General features: G+C 72.1%; 15 protein-coding genes. 10 read left to right on the forward strand and 5 right to left on the reverse strand.

Annotation, left to right across the window (positions count from 1 at the left end; translation table 11 throughout):
- Window positions 1–20 precede the first annotated feature (20 nt).
- The 3 genes from AC3EVP_RS04435 (at window position 21) to AC3EVP_RS04445 (ending at window position 1534) form a co-directional block, all read left to right on the forward strand.
- A complete protein-coding gene (locus AC3EVP_RS04435; RefSeq protein ID WP_435126192.1) occupies window positions 21–296 on the forward strand; it encodes a DUF397 domain-containing protein in 276 nt (91 codons plus the stop codon).
- 32 nt (window positions 297–328) lie between these two features.
- Window positions 329–1117 (forward strand): SDR family NAD(P)-dependent oxidoreductase, encoded by a 789-nt coding sequence (locus tag AC3EVP_RS04440; protein WP_435126195.1) that lies wholly within the window; start codon window positions 329–331, stop codon window positions 1115–1117.
- Window positions 1118–1216: 99 nt separating this feature from the next.
- Complete coding sequence (locus AC3EVP_RS04445) at window positions 1217–1534, forward strand: pyrophosphohydrolase domain-containing protein (RefSeq protein WP_435126199.1); 318 nt, start codon at window positions 1217–1219, stop codon at window positions 1532–1534.
- A gap of 24 nt (window positions 1535–1558) precedes the next feature.
- Here AC3EVP_RS04445 and AC3EVP_RS04450 read toward each other — a convergent pair whose 3' ends face one another.
- Genes AC3EVP_RS04450 through AC3EVP_RS04460 form a run of 3 tightly spaced genes read right to left on the reverse strand, consistent with a single transcriptional unit; the run spans window position 1559 to window position 3997 of the window.
- Window positions 1559–2899, reverse strand: a complete 1341-nt coding sequence (locus AC3EVP_RS04450; protein WP_435126202.1) for a methyltransferase domain-containing protein — start codon at window positions 2897–2899, stop codon at window positions 1559–1561.
- A 28-nt stretch (window positions 2900–2927) separates the two neighbouring features.
- Entirely contained in the window at window positions 2928–3515 is a 588-nt protein-coding gene (locus AC3EVP_RS04455) for a hypothetical protein (protein WP_435126204.1), read from the reverse strand.
- Between the two features lie 11 nt (window positions 3516–3526).
- Window positions 3527–3997 carry a LysR family transcriptional regulator gene (locus tag AC3EVP_RS04460; protein ID WP_435126207.1) on the reverse strand — a complete coding sequence of 157 codons (471 nt, stop codon included), beginning with the start codon at window positions 3995–3997 and terminating at the stop codon, window positions 3527–3529.
- Between the two features lie 170 nt (window positions 3998–4167).
- On the opposite strand from AC3EVP_RS04460, the gene AC3EVP_RS04465 reads away from it, so the two are divergent.
- From AC3EVP_RS04465 to AC3EVP_RS04480, 4 genes are all read left to right on the forward strand, one after another.
- Window positions 4168–4767: a dCTP deaminase gene (locus AC3EVP_RS04465; protein WP_435126210.1), complete on the forward strand. Its 600-nt coding sequence runs from the start codon at window positions 4168–4170 to the stop codon at window positions 4765–4767.
- A complete protein-coding gene (locus AC3EVP_RS04470) occupies window positions 4767–5387 on the forward strand; it encodes a hypothetical protein (RefSeq protein WP_435126302.1) in 621 nt (206 codons plus the stop codon). Before AC3EVP_RS04465 ends, AC3EVP_RS04470 begins: the two co-directional genes overlap by 1 nt.
- Before the next feature lie 116 nt (window positions 5388–5503).
- Window positions 5504–6355: a hypothetical protein gene (locus AC3EVP_RS04475; RefSeq protein WP_435126213.1), complete on the forward strand. Its 852-nt coding sequence runs from the start codon at window positions 5504–5506 to the stop codon at window positions 6353–6355.
- Window positions 6352–7515, forward strand: a complete 1164-nt coding sequence (locus AC3EVP_RS04480; protein WP_435126216.1) for a cysteine desulfurase family protein — start codon at window positions 6352–6354, stop codon at window positions 7513–7515. Before AC3EVP_RS04475 ends, AC3EVP_RS04480 begins: the two co-directional genes overlap by 4 nt.
- A gap of 131 nt (window positions 7516–7646) precedes the next feature.
- Here the strand turns inward: AC3EVP_RS04480 and AC3EVP_RS04485 are convergent, their stop codons facing one another.
- Entirely contained in the window at window positions 7647–8048 is a 402-nt protein-coding gene (locus AC3EVP_RS04485; RefSeq protein WP_435126219.1) for a hypothetical protein, read from the reverse strand.
- A 167-nt stretch (window positions 8049–8215) separates the two neighbouring features.
- Window positions 8216–9697 carry an amidase gene (locus AC3EVP_RS04490; protein WP_435126222.1) on the reverse strand — a complete coding sequence of 494 codons (1482 nt, stop codon included), beginning with the start codon at window positions 9695–9697 and terminating at the stop codon, window positions 8216–8218.
- A gap of 647 nt (window positions 9698–10344) precedes the next feature.
- Here AC3EVP_RS04490 and AC3EVP_RS04495 point away from each other — a divergent pair.
- From AC3EVP_RS04495 to AC3EVP_RS04505, 3 genes are all read left to right on the forward strand, one after another.
- Complete coding sequence (locus AC3EVP_RS04495; protein WP_435126225.1) at window positions 10345–12210, forward strand: non-ribosomal peptide synthetase; 1866 nt, start codon at window positions 10345–10347, stop codon at window positions 12208–12210.
- 187 nt (window positions 12211–12397) lie between these two features.
- Entirely contained in the window at window positions 12398–18613 is a 6216-nt protein-coding gene (locus AC3EVP_RS04500; protein ID WP_435126227.1) for an amino acid adenylation domain-containing protein, read from the forward strand.
- A 109-nt stretch (window positions 18614–18722) separates the two neighbouring features.
- Window positions 18723–19616, forward strand: coding sequence for an alpha/beta fold hydrolase (locus tag AC3EVP_RS04505; protein ID WP_435126229.1), 894 nt, complete (start codon window positions 18723–18725; stop codon window positions 19614–19616).
- Window positions 19617–19711 lie beyond the last annotated feature (95 nt).

The raw sequence follows: 19711 nt of genomic DNA on the forward strand, positions 1-19711 counted from the left end.
CCTGGCGGGACGCTGCACGCATGTCTACAGAGCCCGAGTTGAGCCGCCCGTACTGGCGTAAGTCCTCGTACAGCGACGGCAACGGCGGCGAGTGCGTGGAAGCGGCGGCCGTGTGGCGTAAGTCGACGTACAGCGAGGGCAACGGCGGCGAGTGCGTCGAGTTCGCTCGTAACGTTCCCGGGGTGATCCCCGTGCGTGATTCGAAGGACCCCGAGGGGCCTGCGCTGGCGTTTTCCGGGGACGCGTGGACGTCGTTCGTATCCGCGGTGCGGGCGGGGGAGTTCCCGGCCGTTTGACCGCGGTCGGCGCGCCCGGGAGGAAGCCCGACGTGAGCAAGCTGTTCGACCTCACCGGCTGCGTGGCCGTCGTGACCGGGTCCAGCCGCGGGATCGGGCTGGCCGTCGCCCGCACCCTGCTGGCCCAGGGCGCGCGGGTCCTCGTCAACGGCTACGACGAGGCCGAGACCGCCGCAGCGGCGGAGGTCCTGCGGGCGCGGCATCCGCACGGCCCAGGCGAACGGCCCCGGGTCGCCGCCCTCGCCGGCGACGTGACCGACGCGGATCTGGCCCGCGGCCTGGTGGAAGAAGCGGTCCGCGTCTTCGGCCACCTCGACCACGTCGTCTGCAACGCGGGCATCGACATCATCAAGCCCGCCGTCGACTACACCCCCGAGGAGTGGGACCGCATCCTGACGGTCAACCTGCGCGGCGCGTTCCAGCCCGCTCAGGCCGCCGCCCGCCACTGGATCGCCGCGGGCAGCGGCGGGTCCGTCACGATGACGTCCTCCATCGCCGGTGCCGTCGGCATCCCGACCCTGGCTCCCTACGCGGCCAGCAAGGGCGGCGTCAACCAACTCGTGCGCACCCTCGCGGCGGAGTGGGCCGAACACCGCATCCGCGTCAACGCGGTCGCGCCCGGGTACGTCGCCAACATCATGGACGCCGTCACCGCCCACGACGCCCCCGCCTCCGACCGGCGCATCCGCACCTTCACCCCGCTCGGCCGCCGGGCCACCGTCGAGGAGATCGCCGCCCCCTACGCCTTCCTCGCCTCCCCCGCCGCCTCGTACGTCACCGGCTCCATCCTCTCCGTCGACGGCGGCTACACCGCCACCTGACCCCCACCCCGTTCACCCCGTCCTCCCGCGCCCCCCGAACGGGTGGGGATGGCGGTTCGCATGGCGTGCGCTGATGCGTAGTGCCTAGGCTGCTTGGACATGAACGAGCACGGCAAGTTGGTGCGGGACCGGATTCCGCAGATCATCCGCGAGAACGGTGCGGAGCCCGTCGTCCGCACCGCGGACGCCGCGGAGTACCGCAGCCGGCTGCGGGACAAGCTCGGCGAGGAGGTCGCCGAGTTCCTGGCAGCCGACGACGCCGAGGCGCCGGAAGAACTCGCCGACGTGCTGGAGGTCGTCCACGCGCTCGCCGCGGACCTCGGCCTCGGCCCGGACCAGTTGGAGAAGCTCCGCGCGGCCAAGGCGCACGAGCGCGGGGGCTTCACTGACCGCGTCATCTGGACCGGCAACCGCTAAGCGCGCCGACGGATTCAGCGAGTCCTATGTGGTCGGCTTTTTCAGGACGGCATGGCAGACCCCGGCCAGTGGCAGTACAGGGGCACCCGAGACAAGCTGCAGTCCGGCCCGGTGGGCAAGAGCAACGATCTCGTTCTGCGAGATGCCGCGCTGGAAGGTCCCCTTGGACTGGCTGGACCAGAACCCGTCGTGATGCACAGGCCAGCCCCCGTCGGCGGCGGCTTTGGCGATCTCCTCGGGCGATCGGGTCACGACCACGACATGGCCGCCGGGCCGGGTGAAGGACGCGGCATCGTGCAGTGCTTCGATCCGCTGCCACGGATCGGGCAGGACATTGAGGACGAACATCGATGTGACCAGGTCGAAAACGGCTCCTTCGGGGCGGGGCCAGCCGAAGTCGTCGTGCGGGTCGAAGCCTTCGGCGTCGAGGCCGGCCGCGCGGTAGTGCGCGACGTCGGCGCCGCGTCCGCAACCGTGGTCCAGGAGGTATCGGACGCCAAGCGGACCGGTCAGGTGCTCGACGACCGCTCGGGAGGCCGGGGAGGGCGCCTGGCGGCTCATCGCAGTCTTGTGGGGCTGGTACTCCCGCCTTCGTACGGGGGAGGGGGAGCCATCGCCCGTCAGGTCGTTCAAGGCGAAGAGCACGCCGTCCGGTTCGGTCGGTTCCAGGGTGACGGGAAGGTCGACCAGGACCGCGGAGTGGTCGGTGAAGGCCGCCGGACCGCTGCGCACGGTCCCGTCCACGCTGACGGTGGTCGTCGGCGCCAGAAAGTCGCTGAGCAGGGCGAGATCGCAGCGAAAGCGGCTGCGTTCGCCGTTGACCGACCTCTCGAAGGTGTAGGTGGGCGGCTCCTCGGCGGTGCTGTCGACCAGTCCTGCCAGCCGCACCAGCCGCTGCAGTGCGCTTCGTTCGCCCTCGGTGGTGAACCTGCTCGGCGCTCCGCCGAACATGCCGTCCGCAGGGCGGGGCGCAAGGTTGAAGTCTCCGCAGACCAGCAGTGGGCGCCGCTCTTCCGCCATGACCATCGCAGTGATGTCGGTCAGTTGGGTGGTTCGGGCGGCGGCGCTGGAGGAGTCGAGGTGCACCTGGAAGACGAGGAGCCATTCCAGTTCGATCCGCTGTGCCCACGAGGTGGGGAGGGACACGGCTGGCGGGGCGAGGCATTCACTCACCCAGACGGCCAGATTCCCGTCTCCGCCGGCGCAACTGAAGCCGGCCAGGCTCGGAGGCGTCCGGTCCGTTGGCTTGAAGGGTTCCTGCGCAAGCACGATTTCGACGTTCTGCTCGCGCAGCCAGGCCGCGAGGCTCGCGCGGGTGCCGGTGGTGCCTAGACGCTTGTTGAGGTTGACCGAGGCCAGCAACACGAGAGTTCTCCAGGGCTCCAGAGCACGATTACATGGGCAGGGGTCTGCCGGAGGCGGCCTCTTCACGGAAGGCGTTCCACAGGATGTTCAGTGGGTGAGAGGCGCCATAGGTCTCACGCTCCCCCTTGCGGGCGAAGACACCGGAGACCAGTTGGAGCATGGGGTCGAAGTCGTCGGCGAAGTCTATGAGTCGGAAGTGCTCACTGGTGGGCAGACGTCCGTCGACGGCCGCCTCGCCCAGTGAGCGGGCACACAGCATGCACCCATAGGTCATGCGAGACCGTAGCAGGGCGAGTCCGTAGTAGATATCGTCGATCTCGGCAGCGATCTGCAGTTGTGAGCGGAAGTCGGACCCGTACCAGCGCTCGACGAAATCAGTGATCACTCCGCGGGAGGGGATCACCAGCGGCAGATTCCGCAGCCGTTGGACACCGACGGTTCGGGCGGCCAGCTCGCGCACCGGCAGGTTCGTCAGCAGTGCCAGGCCCTCACGGTGCCACTCCAGGAAGTCGTACCCCGGGGCGACCTGCTCGGCGGCGGCGTCGGCCGCAAGCCCGCCGCACAACAGGTCGACCTGGTTGGAATCCAGGCGTTTCCAGAAGTCGCGGGTCCGCACGTGTACGACTTTCAGCTCGACCTCCTGTTCCAGCAGTTGCGGCGCGACCCTTCCCACACCCGTCCGAGGAAGCCGAGGGTGAACTCCGTTGTCCCCACCGTCAGCGTCGAGCCCAGTCGGCGGCGGGAAGCGGCGATGCCCTGCAGCCAGTCGGCGAAGGTGGCCCTGGCCCGCTCGGCGACTTCCAGCCCGGTGGGGGTGAACAGGAAGTCCTGGCCCCGTCCCTGTTTGACCACGAGCAACTCACCGGTCAGTGACTGGAAGTTGCGGTTGAGGATGTCGAGTTGCTTCTGCACGCTGGACTGCTCGCGCCCCAGCATCCTCGCTGCGGCCAACGCGGTTCCGGTCTCCTGCACCACGATCAGCGTTCGTAGCTGGTCCCATGTCAGGTCAAGAAGGTCGGGAGAACACGACATCAGATCCGCGCGGAACCCTTCCGGCCCCGGCACCTTCAACGGCCCCGACGGTAACGACAGCACCATGACACCCCTCCCCGGCACGGCCCAGCTCGGCCGGCACTGTTCGCACGGCCAGCAGAACTGAATCTCTCCGCATTTCACCGCAAGAAAACCTTTAAATGTCCAATCGGACATAGGGGTATGGCGGACTGTCCCGGGGAACATTTCAGCTGCCGCCTTCGAAACGAAAGGCGATGGTCGCAGTGCTGCATGAGCGCCACGGGGGAACCATGCTTTCAGCCGAGACGATCACCCGGAAGATCGAGCAGGGCCTTCTGGAATGGCCCGGTCGACTACGCGGCGACGCCCTGTTGCTGACGCTCGGCTCGCCGCTACAGCCGCTGGCAGCACTTGGCCGGCAGGTGATCGACCTGGCCGACCAGGAAAGCATCGACACCCTCTACGGCGACGCGATCACCGACTGGACAACGTACGAGATGGAACCGGGCGCGATGCTGCTCGGCGCTGTCGGACAACCGCTGCGGCTCGGTGCCGGAGTGATGGGCCTGATCGGCGGCTTGAGCCACCTGGCGCGGGTCGGTCTCGCCGTCCATGTCACCAGTCCGTTCGTACTGCCGGGCTGGAACGGGTACCTGACGCTCGAACTGGTCAACACCGGCCCTGCCGCACTGCGGCTGCACCACGGCATGCCGTTGGGGCGCCTGCTCATCTTCGCGCTGGACGGCGCTCACTCCGACGAGGTCGCCCCCCACCGCTTCTACGGTCGCCCGGTCGACCTCATGAGCCGGTACGCCGACGAATTCACCCTCCGTTCCGAAGAGAGGCGATCGTGATGGACTGCCAGTTCTGCACCGAGTTCACCGCCCACGAGGGCGTCGCCCGCATCATCACCGCGACTGGGGACGGCTGGGTGCTCCTGCCGACCGTCGGGGCCCTTGCACCTGGCTACTGCCTGTTCATGCCGCTGAGGCACCTGGACGCCGCGGCCGATGTCGCCCCCGCCTCCCTCGCCCGGGTCGCCGAAGAGGCCGAGCGGATGCGCGCACTGATCCAGGCCCGCTACGGTCCGGTGATCCTGGCCGAACACGGTCCGCGAGACTGTGAGTTGGGCGCTTCCTGCTGTAGCCACTGCCACCTGCACCTGATCCCCGTTCCGGACCCGGACCAGGTCACCGCCGCGTACGAGAGGACCGGTGGGCCGGGCAGGCGATTGGCCTCCCTGAGCGACCTCCCGGCCGTCGTGGACGGCTCCTACCTGTACCTCTCTCCGCGGCCCGGCGAGCACTACCACTGGCCCTCGGCCGGGTTCGCCCGGCAGTTCGTTCGCAGAGTCTGCGCGAACCAACTCGGGATCGGCGCCTTCTACGACTGGCGAGACCACCCCTTCGCGGCCAACCGCGCGCGCACCTTCGCCGAGCTGACCGCCGACCTGCACACCGCGGACGCCGCCTGAGCCAAGAAAGGGGGGACAGCGCGATGGCGATATCCCTACCTCGCCCGTTACACACGTTCACCGTCGCTGAGCTCGAAGCGGCGGCCAAGGACCGGCGCTGGCCGAAGTGGCAGTCCGTGGCCCTGCTGCACTCGCTCGGACTTCCGGTGCTCAACGCCTGCCTGATCCAGCCGGGCGACAGCACGGCCACCGTTCGCACCGCTGCGCGTGCTCTGGCAGCCTGCACGGGCACGGAGACGCTCATGATCCGCTCGGACGGCGGTGTGGAGAAGAAGCAGTACTACCGGGGCGGCAACACCTTCCCCGTTCATGACATCTCGCCTCGGGCTGCCGGGTTGCTGGCTGACGGAAGGGCGGTGATTCTCGCGGAGCCCACCAACCGCTTCACCAACCGCCTCACCGTCCTGATTCGTATCGACCGGTCACGCTCCGGCCGACCCGGCTCGATGACGCTGGAGGCGCTCGGGCCCGGCTATGACGTCGCGGACCTGACCCGTGGGCAGATCCCGCCACAGGTCACCGTCCAGCTCGACGACATCGACTTCGCCTGCTATCGACCGCCCCGTTGGCATGAGTGGAGGATCATTGGCGACAAGTGCCCCGGTGTCGAGCAAGTCCGCCGCCGGCGCCGCCTTCAGCGGCTCGCCACCCAGACGCTCGCCGACGGAGGGCACCTCGATGGGGAGGCGGGTGCCGCACACGCCGAGACCTGGCTGCGGGAGCGCGGCTACCTGCAACTCTTCGGCCCGCAACCGACCCGGGAGGCCCTCGCGAAGCGCATGCCCCGGCTCTTCGAGGACATGTTCATCCTGGCCATGTCCCAGCCGAACCGAAACTGGCGGTGCCTTGCCACCGCATTCACGGTCTTCGAGGAGCGCCGCACCGTCTACTGGGACCTCGTCGACGGCGAACGCAAGTATGCCGCGACCGCACCGGTCGTCGGCCGACTCGGGGAGCGGGTCGCATGAACACCAGGCCGCTCTACCTCGACCACCAGGCCACCACACCGCTCGACGAGCGGGTGCTGCAGGAGATGCTGCCGTTCCTCACCTGTGAGTACGGCAACCCCTCCAGCCCGCACATGTACGGCCGCATCGCCGCGAAGGCAGTCCGTGTCGCCCGCCGTCAGGTCGCCGACTTGGTCGGTGCAACGAGCGAGCGGGAGATCGTCTTCACCTCCGGCGCCACCGAGGCCGACCACCTCGCAATCGTCGGCTTCGCACTGGCGGCCCGCCCCACGGGCGGGCACATCGTCACGACCGTTGTCGAACACAAGGCGGTCCACGCCGCTTGCCAGCGGCTGGTCGACCACCACGGCTACAGCGTCACGCTGGTCGGTGTCGATCGGCACGGCTGTGTCCGCCCTGCAGACGTCGCCGCTGCGCTTTCCCCGAACACCGTGCTCGTGTCGGTGATGCACGCCAACAACGAGATCGGCACCCTGCAGCGGCTCGCGGCCGTCGCCGACATCACCGTGCCGCGCGGCATCGCCCTGCACACGGACGCCGCCCAGAGCGCAGGGTGGGGGCTCCTGGATGTTGCCGAGCTGGGCGTCGATCTGGCGTCCTTGTCCGCCCACAAACTCCACGGCCCCAAGGGCATCGGCGCCCTCTACATCCGCGAGGGAACCCGCATCGCCGCGCAACAGACCGGAGGAGGCCAAGAACGCGGCTTGCGGGCCGGAACCCCCGATGTTCCGGCCATCGTCGGTTTCGGTGCCGCGGCCCACCTCATCACGGCCGACGCCGTAGCGGCCCCGAGCCGCATTCGCGCTCTGCGCGACCGACTGCAGGGCCGTCTCCTGGCCGACCTCCCCGGCGCGGTGGTCAACGGCCACCCGTGCCGACGGCTGCCCGGCAACCTGAGCATCACTCTCCCCGGCATCGAGGCGGCAGACCTCCTCGAACGGGTTCCCGGCGTCGCCGCCTCCACCGGTTCGGCCTGCACCAGCGGAAGTGCCGAACCCTCCCACGTCCTCACCGCGATCGGGCTCACCCGCAGTCAGGCCCGCGCGACCCTTCGGCTCAGCATCGGTCGTACGACCACTGCTGAGGACATCGAGCATGCCGCCGACCTCATCACACGCACCGCACACGCCCTGCAGCAGACACACGTCGTTTCGGCCTGACCCGTCGCCCGGATGAGGCTGCCGAATCCAGAAGCATGCCGCCCACGCGCCGTTGTGCGCGGCCCGCCCGCCCCGTGTCGCGTGGCCCGCCCGCCCCGTGTCGGGCGGGCCGTTTTCGGGGGGAGCCGGGGTCAGTAGGAGAGGGTTTCGACCGGGCTGGCGGCCGAGACGATCTGGATGTTGGACTCCTCGATATAGACCTCGCTCTGGTACTTGTGCCCGTTGACGCCCTTGTACGCGAAGGGCCCGACGTGGCCGGTGCCGCAGCCGACGTTGTAGTCCAGGACGAGGGTCTTGGTCGTCTCGTCGGCGAGCAGCACGTGCGCCGTTGTGCAGACGCTCGCGTCGATGACGTAGCCGTCGGGCTCGAGGTTCGACCCGCTCGCGCTGATGCACGCGCTGACCTGGTCGCCGTCGTCGGCCCACGCGCTGGTGCAGCCGCCCCCGGAGGAGGCCTGGGCGGTGCCCGGCATCATGAGGATGCCCGCGGCGGCGGTCGCGGCCACGCCCAGCGAGGCGATCTTCTTCTTCACGGTGGCAAGTCCTTTCGGCGGCACTGATCAACTACGGCCTACGGTCGCCCCCGCACGCCGCGCACCGCCAGCCGCCGCGGCGATCTGGGCACACCCCGGGACGTCACCCCTCTGACCTGCGCGAACCCGCCCGCCCGCGGGCAACGGGCGGGTCGCCGCAGGGCCGTTCACGCCCGCCCCGCCGCCCAAGCGTCAGCTGCGGGCTGCCGGAGGTCGCCGCCGTCGGTCTCCGGGCGCGCCGACGACCACAGCGGCGGGCGCCGCGTGTTCCAGGGCGCGGCCTCCTCCAGTTGCGCGGACACCGCCAGGAGCAGGGCGTCGGCGCCGCGATCGGCCGCGAGCATCACGCCGACCGGCAGGCCGTCCGCGGTCCAGTGCAGCGGAAGGCTCGCGGCGGGCCGGCCCGTGACGTTGTACAGGGCGGTGAAGGGGGAGTTCCGCACGGTGCGGAGGGCTTCGGCCGCGGGGTCGTCCTCCTCGCGCAGCGCGCCCACCGGCTGCGGCGGCTGCGCCAGGGTGGGGGTCAGGAGGAGGTCGAAGCGCTCGCGCAGCGGGTCCATCGCACGGTCCACGGCGTGGAAGCCCTGGAGCGCTTCGGCGAAGCCGACCCCTGACACCTCGCGGCCCTGCCGGCGCACATGCCGGGTCAGCGGCATCAGCAGGTCGTCGCTCCTCTCGGGGACCGGGCGGGAGGCGGCCAGCACCCCCCACACCGGTGGGAAGACCCGGGCGATCGACGCGCCGGCGGGCAGCTCGGCAGGCTCGACGTGGTGGCCGAGCCGGGTGAGGAGTTCCGCGGCTTCCTCCGCCGCCGCCCGGCACTCCGGATGCACCTCGGCGCCCGGGACGGTCGAGCGCGTCACGAGCCCCACGCGCAGGCGGCCCGGCCGCTGCCCCGCCGCGGCCAGAAAGGTGCCGCCCGGGGGTGAGCCCGGGGGACCGGCCATCGCATCGAGCAGTGCGGCGGCGTCCCGAACCGTACGGCTCAGCGCCCCGGCCGTGGTCAGGCCGCTGACGTCCCACGGCCGGGGCCCTGCGGAGACCAGGCCGCGGCTCGGCTTGAACCCGTAGAGCCCGCACGCCGAGGCCGGGCCGCGGACGGACCCGGCGGAGTCGCTGCCGTGGGCGAGGGGAGCGAGCCCCGCCGCGACCGCAGCCGCCGATCCTCCGCTCGAACCGCCCGCCGACCGCTCGGGGTGCCACGGGGTGCGGGCGGGCGGCGCCACCCGGTTCTCGGTGTGGCCGGACAGCTCGAACTCCGGGGTGTTGGTCTTGCCCAGCAGCACGGTGCCGGCGGCGGCCAGGAGGGCTGCCGCGTCGTCGTCCTCGGCCGGCACGTGGTCGGCGAAGGCGGCGGACCCGAAGGTGGTCCGTATCCCCGCCGTCCGGACGGAGTCCTTGACGGGGACCGGCACGCCGAACAGCGGCGGCAGCGGGGTGGCGGACCGGCGCGCGGCCAGGGCCTGCCCTTCGCGTCGGCGGGCCTGGGCGAGCGCGGTGCCGGCGGCCACGGTGACGTAGGCGCCCAGGTGCCGGTCGATGCGGTCGATCCGCTTCAGGTAGTGCTCCACCAGCTCCACCGGTGAGAGGTCGCCGGCGGCCACCAAGGCGCCCTGCTCCAGCGCGGTGAGGTCGTGCGTTTCTGGCATGCGCCATCCTCCGGGACGATCCGTCGACACCTGTCCGCGCACGCGGAAGGGACCGCTCGGGAAACTCTCCACCGACGGCTCCGGCTGCCGTCGAGAGGCGGCTGCTATTCAGGAAAAACCGTATACACGAAACTCCGGAGATGCGCTCGCGTGCCGATTTCGGCTGCCCCGTGTTCCGCCGTAATTTCTCCCCGTCCGCGGCTTCGAGACTAACGACCGGGGGGTTGCTGTCAAGGGGTAAACGGGGGTGCGTATGGATTGCGTCACCGCCGCGACCGCGGCCGGGGTGCGTCGCGCTCCCGTGCGGGATTGCTGATAGACGCAGCTCAGCGTGGGTGGTGTGACCCCCCTTGACCGGCTGTGACGGGCTGGGACGAAGACTCTCACATCGCACATTCGGTTCATTCCGGACTGGCTTGTTCTCGCCTGGCGGCGCCATCTGAATTTCACGTTCCGCTTACTCGCTGGGCGTATGAAATAGCTCACGCGGAAAGATCGCGGGTCCGGGGAATATTCTCCGCCGACGCTGGCCATGTTAATTGCGGTTGACAGTCGCGAGTCGCTCCGATTAGCGTCCGATGCGTTGTGTCTGCCAGCAGATCTGCGTACATCCCATTGCACGCCGATATTCAAAACGGGGGTTTTCGGTGTCAGACGCCGCTACCGTCCATTCCTGCCTGCCCGCCGGGCCCGCGAGCACCGCGCTGCCGGCGCCCGTCCACCGGCTGGTCGACCGGCAGGCCGCCGCCACACCCGACGCGGTAGCCGTCGTCTCGGACGGCGAGGAGATCACCTACCGCGCCCTGGGGCAGCGCTCCACCGCACTCGCACGGGAACTCGCCGCACGCGGAGTGGGCCAGGGCGACCTGGTCGCGGTGCAACTGGAGCGCTCCGCCCTGCTGCCGATCGCCCTGCTGGGCATCCTGGGCGCCGGAGCCGCCTACGTGCCGATCGACACCCGGGCGCCCGACGCGCGCCGCGACTTCATCCTCACCGAGACCCGCGCCCGCCTCCTGATCACCCGCTCCGGCGCCGCGGCGCCCGCGTCCACACCGCGTCTCGACATCGACCTGGTGCCGCCGGCACCGGAAGGGCCGAGCGGACCGGAAGACCCGGACGGCGCGCTCGACGGCCCCGGCTCCGCCGACGACCTGATGTACGTCCTCTACACCTCGGGCACCACCGGCGAGCCCAAGGGCGTCATGGTCCCGCACGCCGGGGTCTCCAACCTGCTCACCTGGATGGTCGCCGAATACGGCCTGGACGCGTCGGACCGCATCCTTCAGAAGACGCCGTACACCTTCGACGCCTCGGTGTGGGAGCTGTTCGCCCCGCTCGTGGCCGGCGGCACCCTGGTGATGGCCCGGCCGGGCGACGAACGCGACCCGCGCCGCCTCGCCGAGACCGCGGCCGCCGAGCGGATCACCGGCATCCAACTGGTGCCGGCGATGCTGCGCCACCTGCTGGCCGAGCCCGCCCTCGCCCGGTGCGACGCCCTGCGCCAGGTGTTCACCGGCGGCGAGGCCCTCACCCCCGCCCTGCGGGACGAATTCTTCGAGCGCTTCTCCTTACCCCTGCACAACCTCTACGGTCCCACCGAGACGAGCGTCCAGGTGCTCACCCACACCTGCCTCCCGGGTGAGCGGCTGCCGTACGTGCCCATCGGGCGGCCGATACCGAACGTCGGGACCCGGGTGCTGGACGACACCGGCCGCCCCGTACCGGACGGCGCCACCGGCGAGTTGTACATCAGCGGCATCGCCCTGGCCCGCGGCTACCTCGCCCGGCCCGAGCTGACGGCCCGCGCCTTCCGCACCGGCCTGGACCCGCGGTCCCCCGCGACGCGCCTGTACCGCACCGGCGACCTGGTCCGCCGCCACCCCGACGGCTCCCTCGAGTTCGTCGCACGCGCCGACGGCCAGGTCAAGGTGCGCGGCTTCCGCGTGGAACCGGCCGAGATCGAGGCGCACCTCAGGCGGGTGCCGGGCGTCGGCGACGCCGCGGTGCTCGCGGTGGCCTCCACCGAGACCGGCAGCAACCGGCTGGTGGCCCACCTGGAGCCCGACGGCCGGCCGCCACGGCTGCGGGAACTGCGCGAGCGGCTCGGCGAGGCGCTGCCCGACTACATGGTGCCCTCCGAGTTCCGGGTCACCGAGCGCTTCCCCCTCACCGCGCACGGCAAGCTCGACCGTGCCGCGCTGCCCGGGCTGCCCTTCGAGGTGCTGACCGCCGAGCCGGCGGCGGACACCGGACGGGCCCCGGAGACCGAGCTCGAACGCACCCTGGCCGCGGTGTGGGCGCGCACCCTCGGCCGCCCCGAAGTGGCCGTCTCCGAGGACTTCTTCGAGGCCGGCGGCGACTCGCTGGCCGGGTTGCAGATCATCGCCCGGGCCCGGCAGCACGGCATCCACCTCACGCCCCGGCTCCTGTTCGGCCTGCGCCGCATCGACGCCATCGCCGCCCACCTGTCCGCTCCGGAAACGGCGCCGGCCGCAGCCACCGCCGCCGTCTGACGGCGGCCCGGGCGGCGCGCCCGGCACACGTCCCGAGCCGCACCGGGCCGCACACCCGAGCCGCGCCCCCCGAGCCGCACCACCCGAGCTGCGTCCTTGAGCCGCACCCCCTCCCCCCCGCACCCTCCGCAACCCACGGCACTGCCGCCGCGGGCCCGTTCCTCCGTGCCCCGAAAGGTTCCCTCCCGTGAGTTCGTCCCACTTCCCCACCGGCGCCGCGGACACGAGCTTCGTCCCGTCGTACGCCCAGGAGAGCCTGTGGCTGCTCGACTCGATGTCCCGCAATCCGACCGCCTACAACGAGACCGTGGCGTTCCGCATCGACGGGCCCCTGCACCCCGAGGCGCTGGAGGCCGCGCTGCAACAGGCGGTGCGCCGCCACGAGGCGCTGCGCACCGTGTACACCGAAGGCGCCGACGGGCTGCGCGCCGTGGTGCTCGACGAGGCCCCGTCCCCGCTGCTGGCCGTCGCCGACCTGACCGGGCAGGACGCCCCGGCCGCCGAACAGCGCGCGCGTGAACTGGTGGACGACGCCCAGAACCAGCCCTTCGACCTCGCCGCCGGCCCGCTGCTGCGCGCGGTGGCCGCCCTGCTGCCGGGCGGGTCCGCGCTCTTCGCCCTGACGGTGCACCACATCAACGCCGACGGCTGGAGCCTCGGCATCGTCCTCGCCGAGATCGGCACCGCCTACCGCTCGCTGACCGGCGCCGGCGGCACCGCCGAGGAGGCCGCGGACGGACCGGCCGGACGCTACTCCGACTGGGCCCGGCAGCTGCGCGCCGCGTACGAGGACGGCGCCTACGCCGACAAGGTCGAGTACTGGAAGCGCTCGCTGGCCGGCGGCCCCGAACTGCTGAAGCTGCCCTCGGACCGCCCCCGGCCGCCGGTGCAGAGCTCCGGCGGCGGCACCGTCAGCACCACGGTGCCGCAGGCGCTGGTGAAGGGGCTCACCGAGCAGGCACTGCGGCAGACCGGGGCGACCGAGTTCAGCGTGCTGCTGGGCGCCTGGGCCGTGCTGCTGCACCGCTACTCGGGGCAGGACCGGGTCACCGTGGGCACCACGGTGCTCAACCGGACCGACGCCGACCACCTGGCGACCGTCGGCTACTTCACCAACACCGTCGCTTTCGGGGTGGACCTGGCCGACCAGGCCCTCACCTTCCGCGGGCTCCTCGGCCAGGTCGGCGAGGCGGCCCTGGACATGATGGAGTTCCAGGACGCGCCGTACCCGAAGGTCCTGGAGAGCCTGAACGTCGACCGGACACCCAGCCACAGCCCGGTGTTCCAGACCATGCTCACCCTGCTCGGCCGCCGCCGGGGCCTCGACCTGGGCCCGGACACCGCAGTCCGGCCGCACCCGGTCACCCGGACCGCCGCCAAGTTCGACCTGCTGCTGTACGTGGTGGAGGACGAGGACACCGTAGAACTCCAACTGGAGTACGCCACCGACCTGTTCGGCGCGGACACCGCCCGGCGGATACTCGGCCACTACACGCACCTGCTCGGGCAGCTCGGGGCGGACCTGGACGTCGAGGTCCGCGAGGTCCCGGTACTGCCCGACGCCGAGCGCGCGCTGATCCTCGACGAGTGGAACGCGACCGCGCGGGACTACCCGGACACCACGGTCCCCGAGCAACTGGACGCGCAGGCGACGGCCACGCCCGACGCCGTGGCCGTCCGCTTCCGCGACACCTCCCTGACGTACGGCGAACTGCGCCGCCGCACCAACCGGGTGGCGCGCGCCCTGCTGGACCGGGACGTCCGCGGCGGCTTCGTCGGGGTCTTCATGGAGCGCTCGGCCGACATGGTCGTCGCGCTGCTGGCCGTGGTGAAGGCCGGACTGGCCTATGTGCCGATCGACCCGGAGTACCCGGCGGACCGTATCCGCTACATGCTCGAGGACTCCGGGGTGCCGCTGGTGCTCACCCAGGAGGCGCACCGCGCGGCGCTGGCGGACACCGCCGCCGAGCCGGTCGTCCTGGCCGAGCTGCTGGCGGGCGCGGCGGACGACCGCGACGTCCCCCGGGCCCTGACCCCGGACTCCCGGGCGTACATGATCTACACCTCCGGCTCCACCGGGCGGCCGAAGGGCGTCGTCAACCGGCACGGCGCGCTCTTCAACCGCCTGCACTGGATGCAGCAGCAGTACGGACTGCGGGCGGACGACCGGGTGCTCCAGAAGACCCCGTTCAGCTTCGACGTGTCGGTCTGGGAGTTCTTCTGGCCGCTGATGTACGGCGCGCAGCTGGTCGTCGCCGAACCCGGCGGGCACCGCGACACCGAGTACCTCAAGGAGGTGATCCGCGAACGGGGCATCACCACCCTCCACTTCGTGCCGTCCATGCTCAACGTCTTCCTGGAGGAGGACGGACTCGCCGAGGCGACGGCGTCGCTGCGCCGGGTGTTCTGCAGCGGCGAGGCGCTGCCGCACAGCGCGGTCGCCGCCTTCCGGGCACGGCTCGCCGCCGAACTGCACAACCTCTACGGTCCCACCGAGGCCGCGATCGACGTGTCGTACTGGGCGGCCGACGCCGACTACCCCGGCCGGGTCGTCCCCATCGGCCGTCCGGTCGCCAACACCCGGCTGTACGTGGTCGACCAGCGGATGCGGTTGCAGCCCGTCGGCGTGCCCGGCGAACTGTGCATCGGCGGTGTCCAGTTGGCCGAGGGCTACCACAACCGGCCGGACCTCACGGAGAAGGCGTTCCGGCCCGACCCGTTCACCGACGCCCCCGGGGCCCGCCTGTACCGGACGGGCGACCTGGCCCGCTATCTGCCCGACGGCCAGCTGGAGTACCTGGGGCGCATCGACAACCAGGTCAAGCTGCGCGGCTTCCGTATCGAGCTGGGCGAGATCGAGGCGGTGCTCCAGGGCCTGCCGACCGTCCGCGACGCCGCGGTGGTGGTGCACGAGAACGACGGCGGCAGCCGGGCCCTGGTCGCCTACGTCGTCCCGGGCGAGGACTTCACCCAGGACGGCGCGCGGGCCGAGCTGGGCCGGCACCTGCCGGAGTTCATGGTCCCGCAGGTCTTCGTGGAGATCGCCGCGGTGCCGCTCAGCGCCAACGGCAAGCTCGACCGCCGCGCGCTGCCCGCCCCGGGCGGTGACGTCGCGGCCGCCGTGCGCACCGGCGGCGCGGTGACGCCGCCGAGCACCCCCGAGGAACACGCCCTGGCCCGGGTGTGGCGGGAGGTGCTGGGCCACACGCAGGTCGGCGCGGACAGCAACTTCTTCCAGCTCGGCGGCGACTCGATCCTCAGCATCAGGATCGGGGTGCGGCTGCGGGAGCTGGGCTACCGGGTGAGCGTGCGGGAGATCTTCGAGCACCCCACCGTCGCCGACCTCGCCCGGCACCTGACCCGCACCGCGCGGGACGGAGCGGGCCGGGAGGAGGCGCCGGCGCCGTTCGCGCTGGTATCGCCCGCCGACCGCGAGCTGCTGCCGGAGGACACCGAGGACGCCTGGCCGCTCAGCCGCCTCCAGTCCGGGATGCTCTACCACTCGATGCTGCACCCGGACTCGCCCGTCTACCACGACATCTTCTCCTACGACCTGGCGGCGCCGCTGGACGCGGACCTGCTCCGGCAGGCGGTCGCCGGGACGGCGGCGGCCCACCCGCAGCTGCGCTCCTCCTTCGACCTGGCGTCCTTCGGCGAGCCGCTCCAACTGGTGCACCGCGGCGCCGACCTGGAGCTGGAGGTCTGCGACGCGGCCGGAGCGGCGAAGGCCGAGCAGCAGGCGGCGCTGGCGCGGTGGACGGAGCGCGAGAAGGCCCGGCCCTTCGACATCGAGCGCGCCCCCCTGCTGCGGCTGCACGCCCAGCGCCGGTCGGCGGACGCCTTCACCCTCACCCTCGCCTTCCACCACGCGGTGCTGGACGGCTGGAGCGTCGCGCTGGTGGTGGAGGGCATCCGCCGCCGGTACGCGGCGCTGCTGGCGGGCGAGCGCCCGGAGACCGGCCGGGAACAGCTGCCGTACAGCGCGTTCGTCGCCCTGGAGCGGGAAGCGGCGGCCGACCCGGAGCAGGCCGCCTTCTGGGCGGGGCGGCTGGAGGGCGCCGAGCCGACCCTGCTGTCCGCGAAGGACGGGGCGGGCAGCGGCCCGGCCGGCCCGGCGACGGGGACCGCCTCGGCGGAGCGGGACCTGCCGGCTGCTTCGGTCGCCGCCCTCCAGGGTGTCGCCCGCGAGTTGGGCGTGCCGGCCCGCACCGTCTTCCTGGGGCTGCACGTCCACGCTCTGGGGCGCGTCACCGGGCGCGGCGAACTGCTGACCGGGCTCGTCGTCAACGGGCGGCCCGAGCCGGACGGCGAGGAGCTGGCCGGGCTGTTCCTGAACACGGTGCCCGTGCGGGCCGCGACGACGGCCGACGAGTGGGCGGAGCTGTTCGCCGGGCTCTTCCGGTCGGAGCAGGAGCTGATGGCCCGCCGCCGCTACCCGCTGGCGGACATCCTCGGGCGGGCCGGGCGCGGCGAGCTGTTCGACACGGTGTTCAACTACACCGATTTCCATGTCTACCGGGACGCCCCGCAGACGCCGGTGCGGATCACCGGCGCCCGGTACTTCGAGATGACGAGCTTCCCCTTCGTGGTCCATGTGCACCGCGACCACTTCGCCGACCGCGCCTCGCTCATCGTGAACCACGACGCCGCGGCGGTGGCCGAGGACACCGTCGCGGCCTATCTGGAGGCGTACACCGAGGCGCTGGCCTCGGCGGCCGCGGGCCTGCGGCCGGGCAGCCCGCGGCAGGCGGACGGCGGGAGCGGCGAGGTGGCCGAGCGCGTCGCGGCGGTCCTGGACGGCGCGCTCACCGGCGGCCCGATCGGCCCCGACGAGGACTTCTTCGCCCGCGGCCTGGACTCCATCTCCGCCATCCGGGTCGTGGCACGCATCAAGCGGCAGGGCCTGCCGGTCACCCTCCAGGACGTGTTCGCGCACCGTACGGTGCGGTCGCTCGCGGCCGCGCTGGCAGCCGGCGCAGGCGAGGTGGGCGGCGCCGGCGAGGTGGGCGGTACGGGCGGTTCCGCCGACCGGGCGCCCGCCGGTGGGACGGCGGCCGGACCGGCCGCCGTGGCCCTTCCGCCCGGCGCGGAGGACGCCTACCCGGCGACCGCGCTGCAACTGGAGATGATCCGGCGGCACGACGCCGACCCCGCACAGGCGGTCTACCACGACGTGTTCGCCTACCGGCTGGCCGTCCCCCTGCGCGAGGAGCGGCTGCGCGAGGTGCTGGACGCGCTCGTCGCCGCGCATCCGACGCTGCGCACCGCGTTCCTGACCGACGCCCAGCCGGTACCGCTCCAGGTGGTGCACGCGCCGGCGCCCGCCTGGCTGGAGGTGCACGATCCCGAGCCCGGCGACCTCGCGGGCGCCGACGCCGACGCGCGGCTCGAGGCGTGGTTCGACGCCTGGTTCGAGGCCGAGAAGGCGTCGGGCTTCACCTGGTCCCGGCCGGAGCTGATGCGGTTCCACGCCCACCGGCAGGGGCCGGACGCCTTCACCCTCACGCTCAGCTTCCACCACTCCGTCATCGACGGGTGGAGCCTGTCCCGCCTGCTGGCCGACTTCGTGCGGCTCTACACCGCCGCGGGGCCGGTGCCGGAACCGGTGCGCCCCCCGGCCGGTCCCCGCCAGTACGCCGCCGCCGAGGCGGCCGCGCGGGCGGACGGGCAGGCGCGGGAGTTCTGGCTCGCGGAACTGCGCGGCGTCCCGGCGCCCGGCTTCCCGGCGCCCGCCGCGGACCAGGGCGCGGCGCACGGCCGGTGGAGCGAGGTCGCGATCGAGGTGGACCCGGAGACGGGACGCGGGCTGGCCGCGCTGGCCCGCAGCGCCGGGGTACCGCTCAAGCACGTGCTGCTCGCCGCCCACCTGGAGGTGCTGCGCGGACTCGAAACGCAACCCGACCTGCTCACCGCGGTGTTCAGCGGCGGCCGCCAGGAGATCGAGGGCGCCGAGGACATGATCGGCATGTTCCTCAACTTCCTCCCGCTGCATGTCCGGTTGGACGGGCGCCCGCAGTGGCCGGACCTTGCCGCCCACGTGTTCGAGGCCGAACGCCGGGCCCTGCCGCACCGCCGCTTCCCGGTCACCGAGCTGTACACGCCGGGCGGCCCGGCCGTTCCCCGTACCGCCTTCAACTTCACGCGCTTCGAGGCGTACGGCGACCTGGCGGCCGACGGGACCGCGGACGGGCGGCGGGTGCTGGCCGGAATCCGATGGTTCGAGCACACCCACTTCGCGCTGCTCGCCAATGTCGGCCACGATCTGCGGCATCAACGGCTGATCGTCACGCTCAACGCGGACGGGCGCGTACTGCCCCCGGACGCGGTGCGCGCGATCGGCCGGGCGTGGCAGGACGTGCTCTCCGGCATCGCGGCGGAGAGCAGCGCGTACGACGGCTCGTGACAGCGGCGGCCCGTCGGAACCCCGGCGGGCCGCTCCCGAAGGAAAGCAGACAGGGGCGCCCGCACCTCCCGGGGCGCCCATCGAACACTCCGAAAGGCCCTGACACGCCATGACCGACACCGCACCCCGCACCGCACCCCGCACCGAGCCCCTCATCGGCACCCACCAGCAGTCCGACGGGTACCAGACGCACTACCGCCACTGGGGCCCCGCCTCCGGCGAGGACGCCATCGTGCTGCTGCACGGCGGAATCAGCCACAGCGGATGGCAGCAGCCGCTCGCCGAGCACGTCACCGCCACCTCCGACGCGGCGTTCTACGCGCTGGACCGGCGCGGCTCGGGCCTCAACGCCCAGCGCGGCCACCTGCCCTCGGTCGAGCGGGAGTTGGCGGACATCGCCTCCTTCCTGCGCTTCCTGACCGGTTCCTTCCGGCGGGTGCACCTGGCCGGCTGGTGCTTCGGCGGCCAGATCGCCTCCATCGCCGCGGCGCGCCTGGCCGGCGAGGGGGTCGTGGCGAGCCTGGTGCTCGTCGCGCCGGGCTACGCCTTCACCGAGCGGTACGCGGACGTCCTGCGGCTGTCCATGCAGGGCATCTTCTCCGCCCTGGACTCGCTGGAGGTCAAGCCGGAGCCGGACCGCGCGTTCGTGCCCGTCCCGTTGCAGATCAGCGACTTCACCGACCGGCCCGAGTGGCAGGAGTTCGTGGCCGCCGACACCCTGCAACTGGACCGGATCACCACCACGACCGTGGACGTCTGGGACCAGCTGGCGGCCCTCTCGCGGGGCGGCGTCCTGTCCGAGCTGGGCGACATCCCCGTCCTGGCGGTCCTGGGCAACCGGGACCGGCTGGTGGACAACGACCGCGTCGAGGCGATGCTGACCGAGCAGATCCGCGGCACCGCCCCGGTCGTGCACCGCCTGGACACCCACCACGCGGTGCAGTTCGAGGAGCCCGCCGCGCTCGCCCGGCACATCACCGACTTCCTCGCCACGGTGCGCTGACCCGCGTACCGCCGGCCCCGCGGCGGGCCCGGCTCCGCCCCCGGAAGCCGGGCCCACCGCGGGAAGACCCCGCAACCGCCCATGAAGCACGGAGA

The organism is Actinacidiphila sp. bgisy144, assembly GCF_057708105.1.

Bases quoted from the DNA above. Each gene is read 5' to 3' on its own strand.
- AC3EVP_RS04435 (WP_435126192.1), top strand. From the start codon at position 21: ATGTCTACAGAGCCCGAGTTGAGCCGCCCGTACTGGCGTAAGTCCTCG.
- AC3EVP_RS04445 (WP_435126199.1), top strand. From the start codon at position 1,217: ATGAACGAGCACGGCAAGTTGGTGCGGGACCGGATTCCGCAGATCATC.
- AC3EVP_RS04460 (WP_435126207.1), bottom strand. From the start codon at position 3,997: ATGGTGCTGTCGTTACCGTCGGGGCCGTTGAAGGTGCCGGGGCCGGAA.
- AC3EVP_RS04465 (WP_435126210.1), top strand. From the start codon at position 4,168: ATGGTCGCAGTGCTGCATGAGCGCCACGGGGGAACCATGCTTTCAGCC.
- AC3EVP_RS04470 (WP_435126302.1), top strand. From the start codon at position 4,767: ATGGACTGCCAGTTCTGCACCGAGTTCACCGCCCACGAGGGCGTCGCC.
- AC3EVP_RS04480 (WP_435126216.1), top strand. From the start codon at position 6,352: ATGAACACCAGGCCGCTCTACCTCGACCACCAGGCCACCACACCGCTC.
- AC3EVP_RS04490 (WP_435126222.1), bottom strand. From the start codon at position 9,697: ATGCCAGAAACGCACGACCTCACCGCGCTGGAGCAGGGCGCCTTGGTG.
- AC3EVP_RS04505 (WP_435126229.1), top strand. From the start codon at position 18,723: ATGACCGACACCGCACCCCGCACCGCACCCCGCACCGAGCCCCTCATC.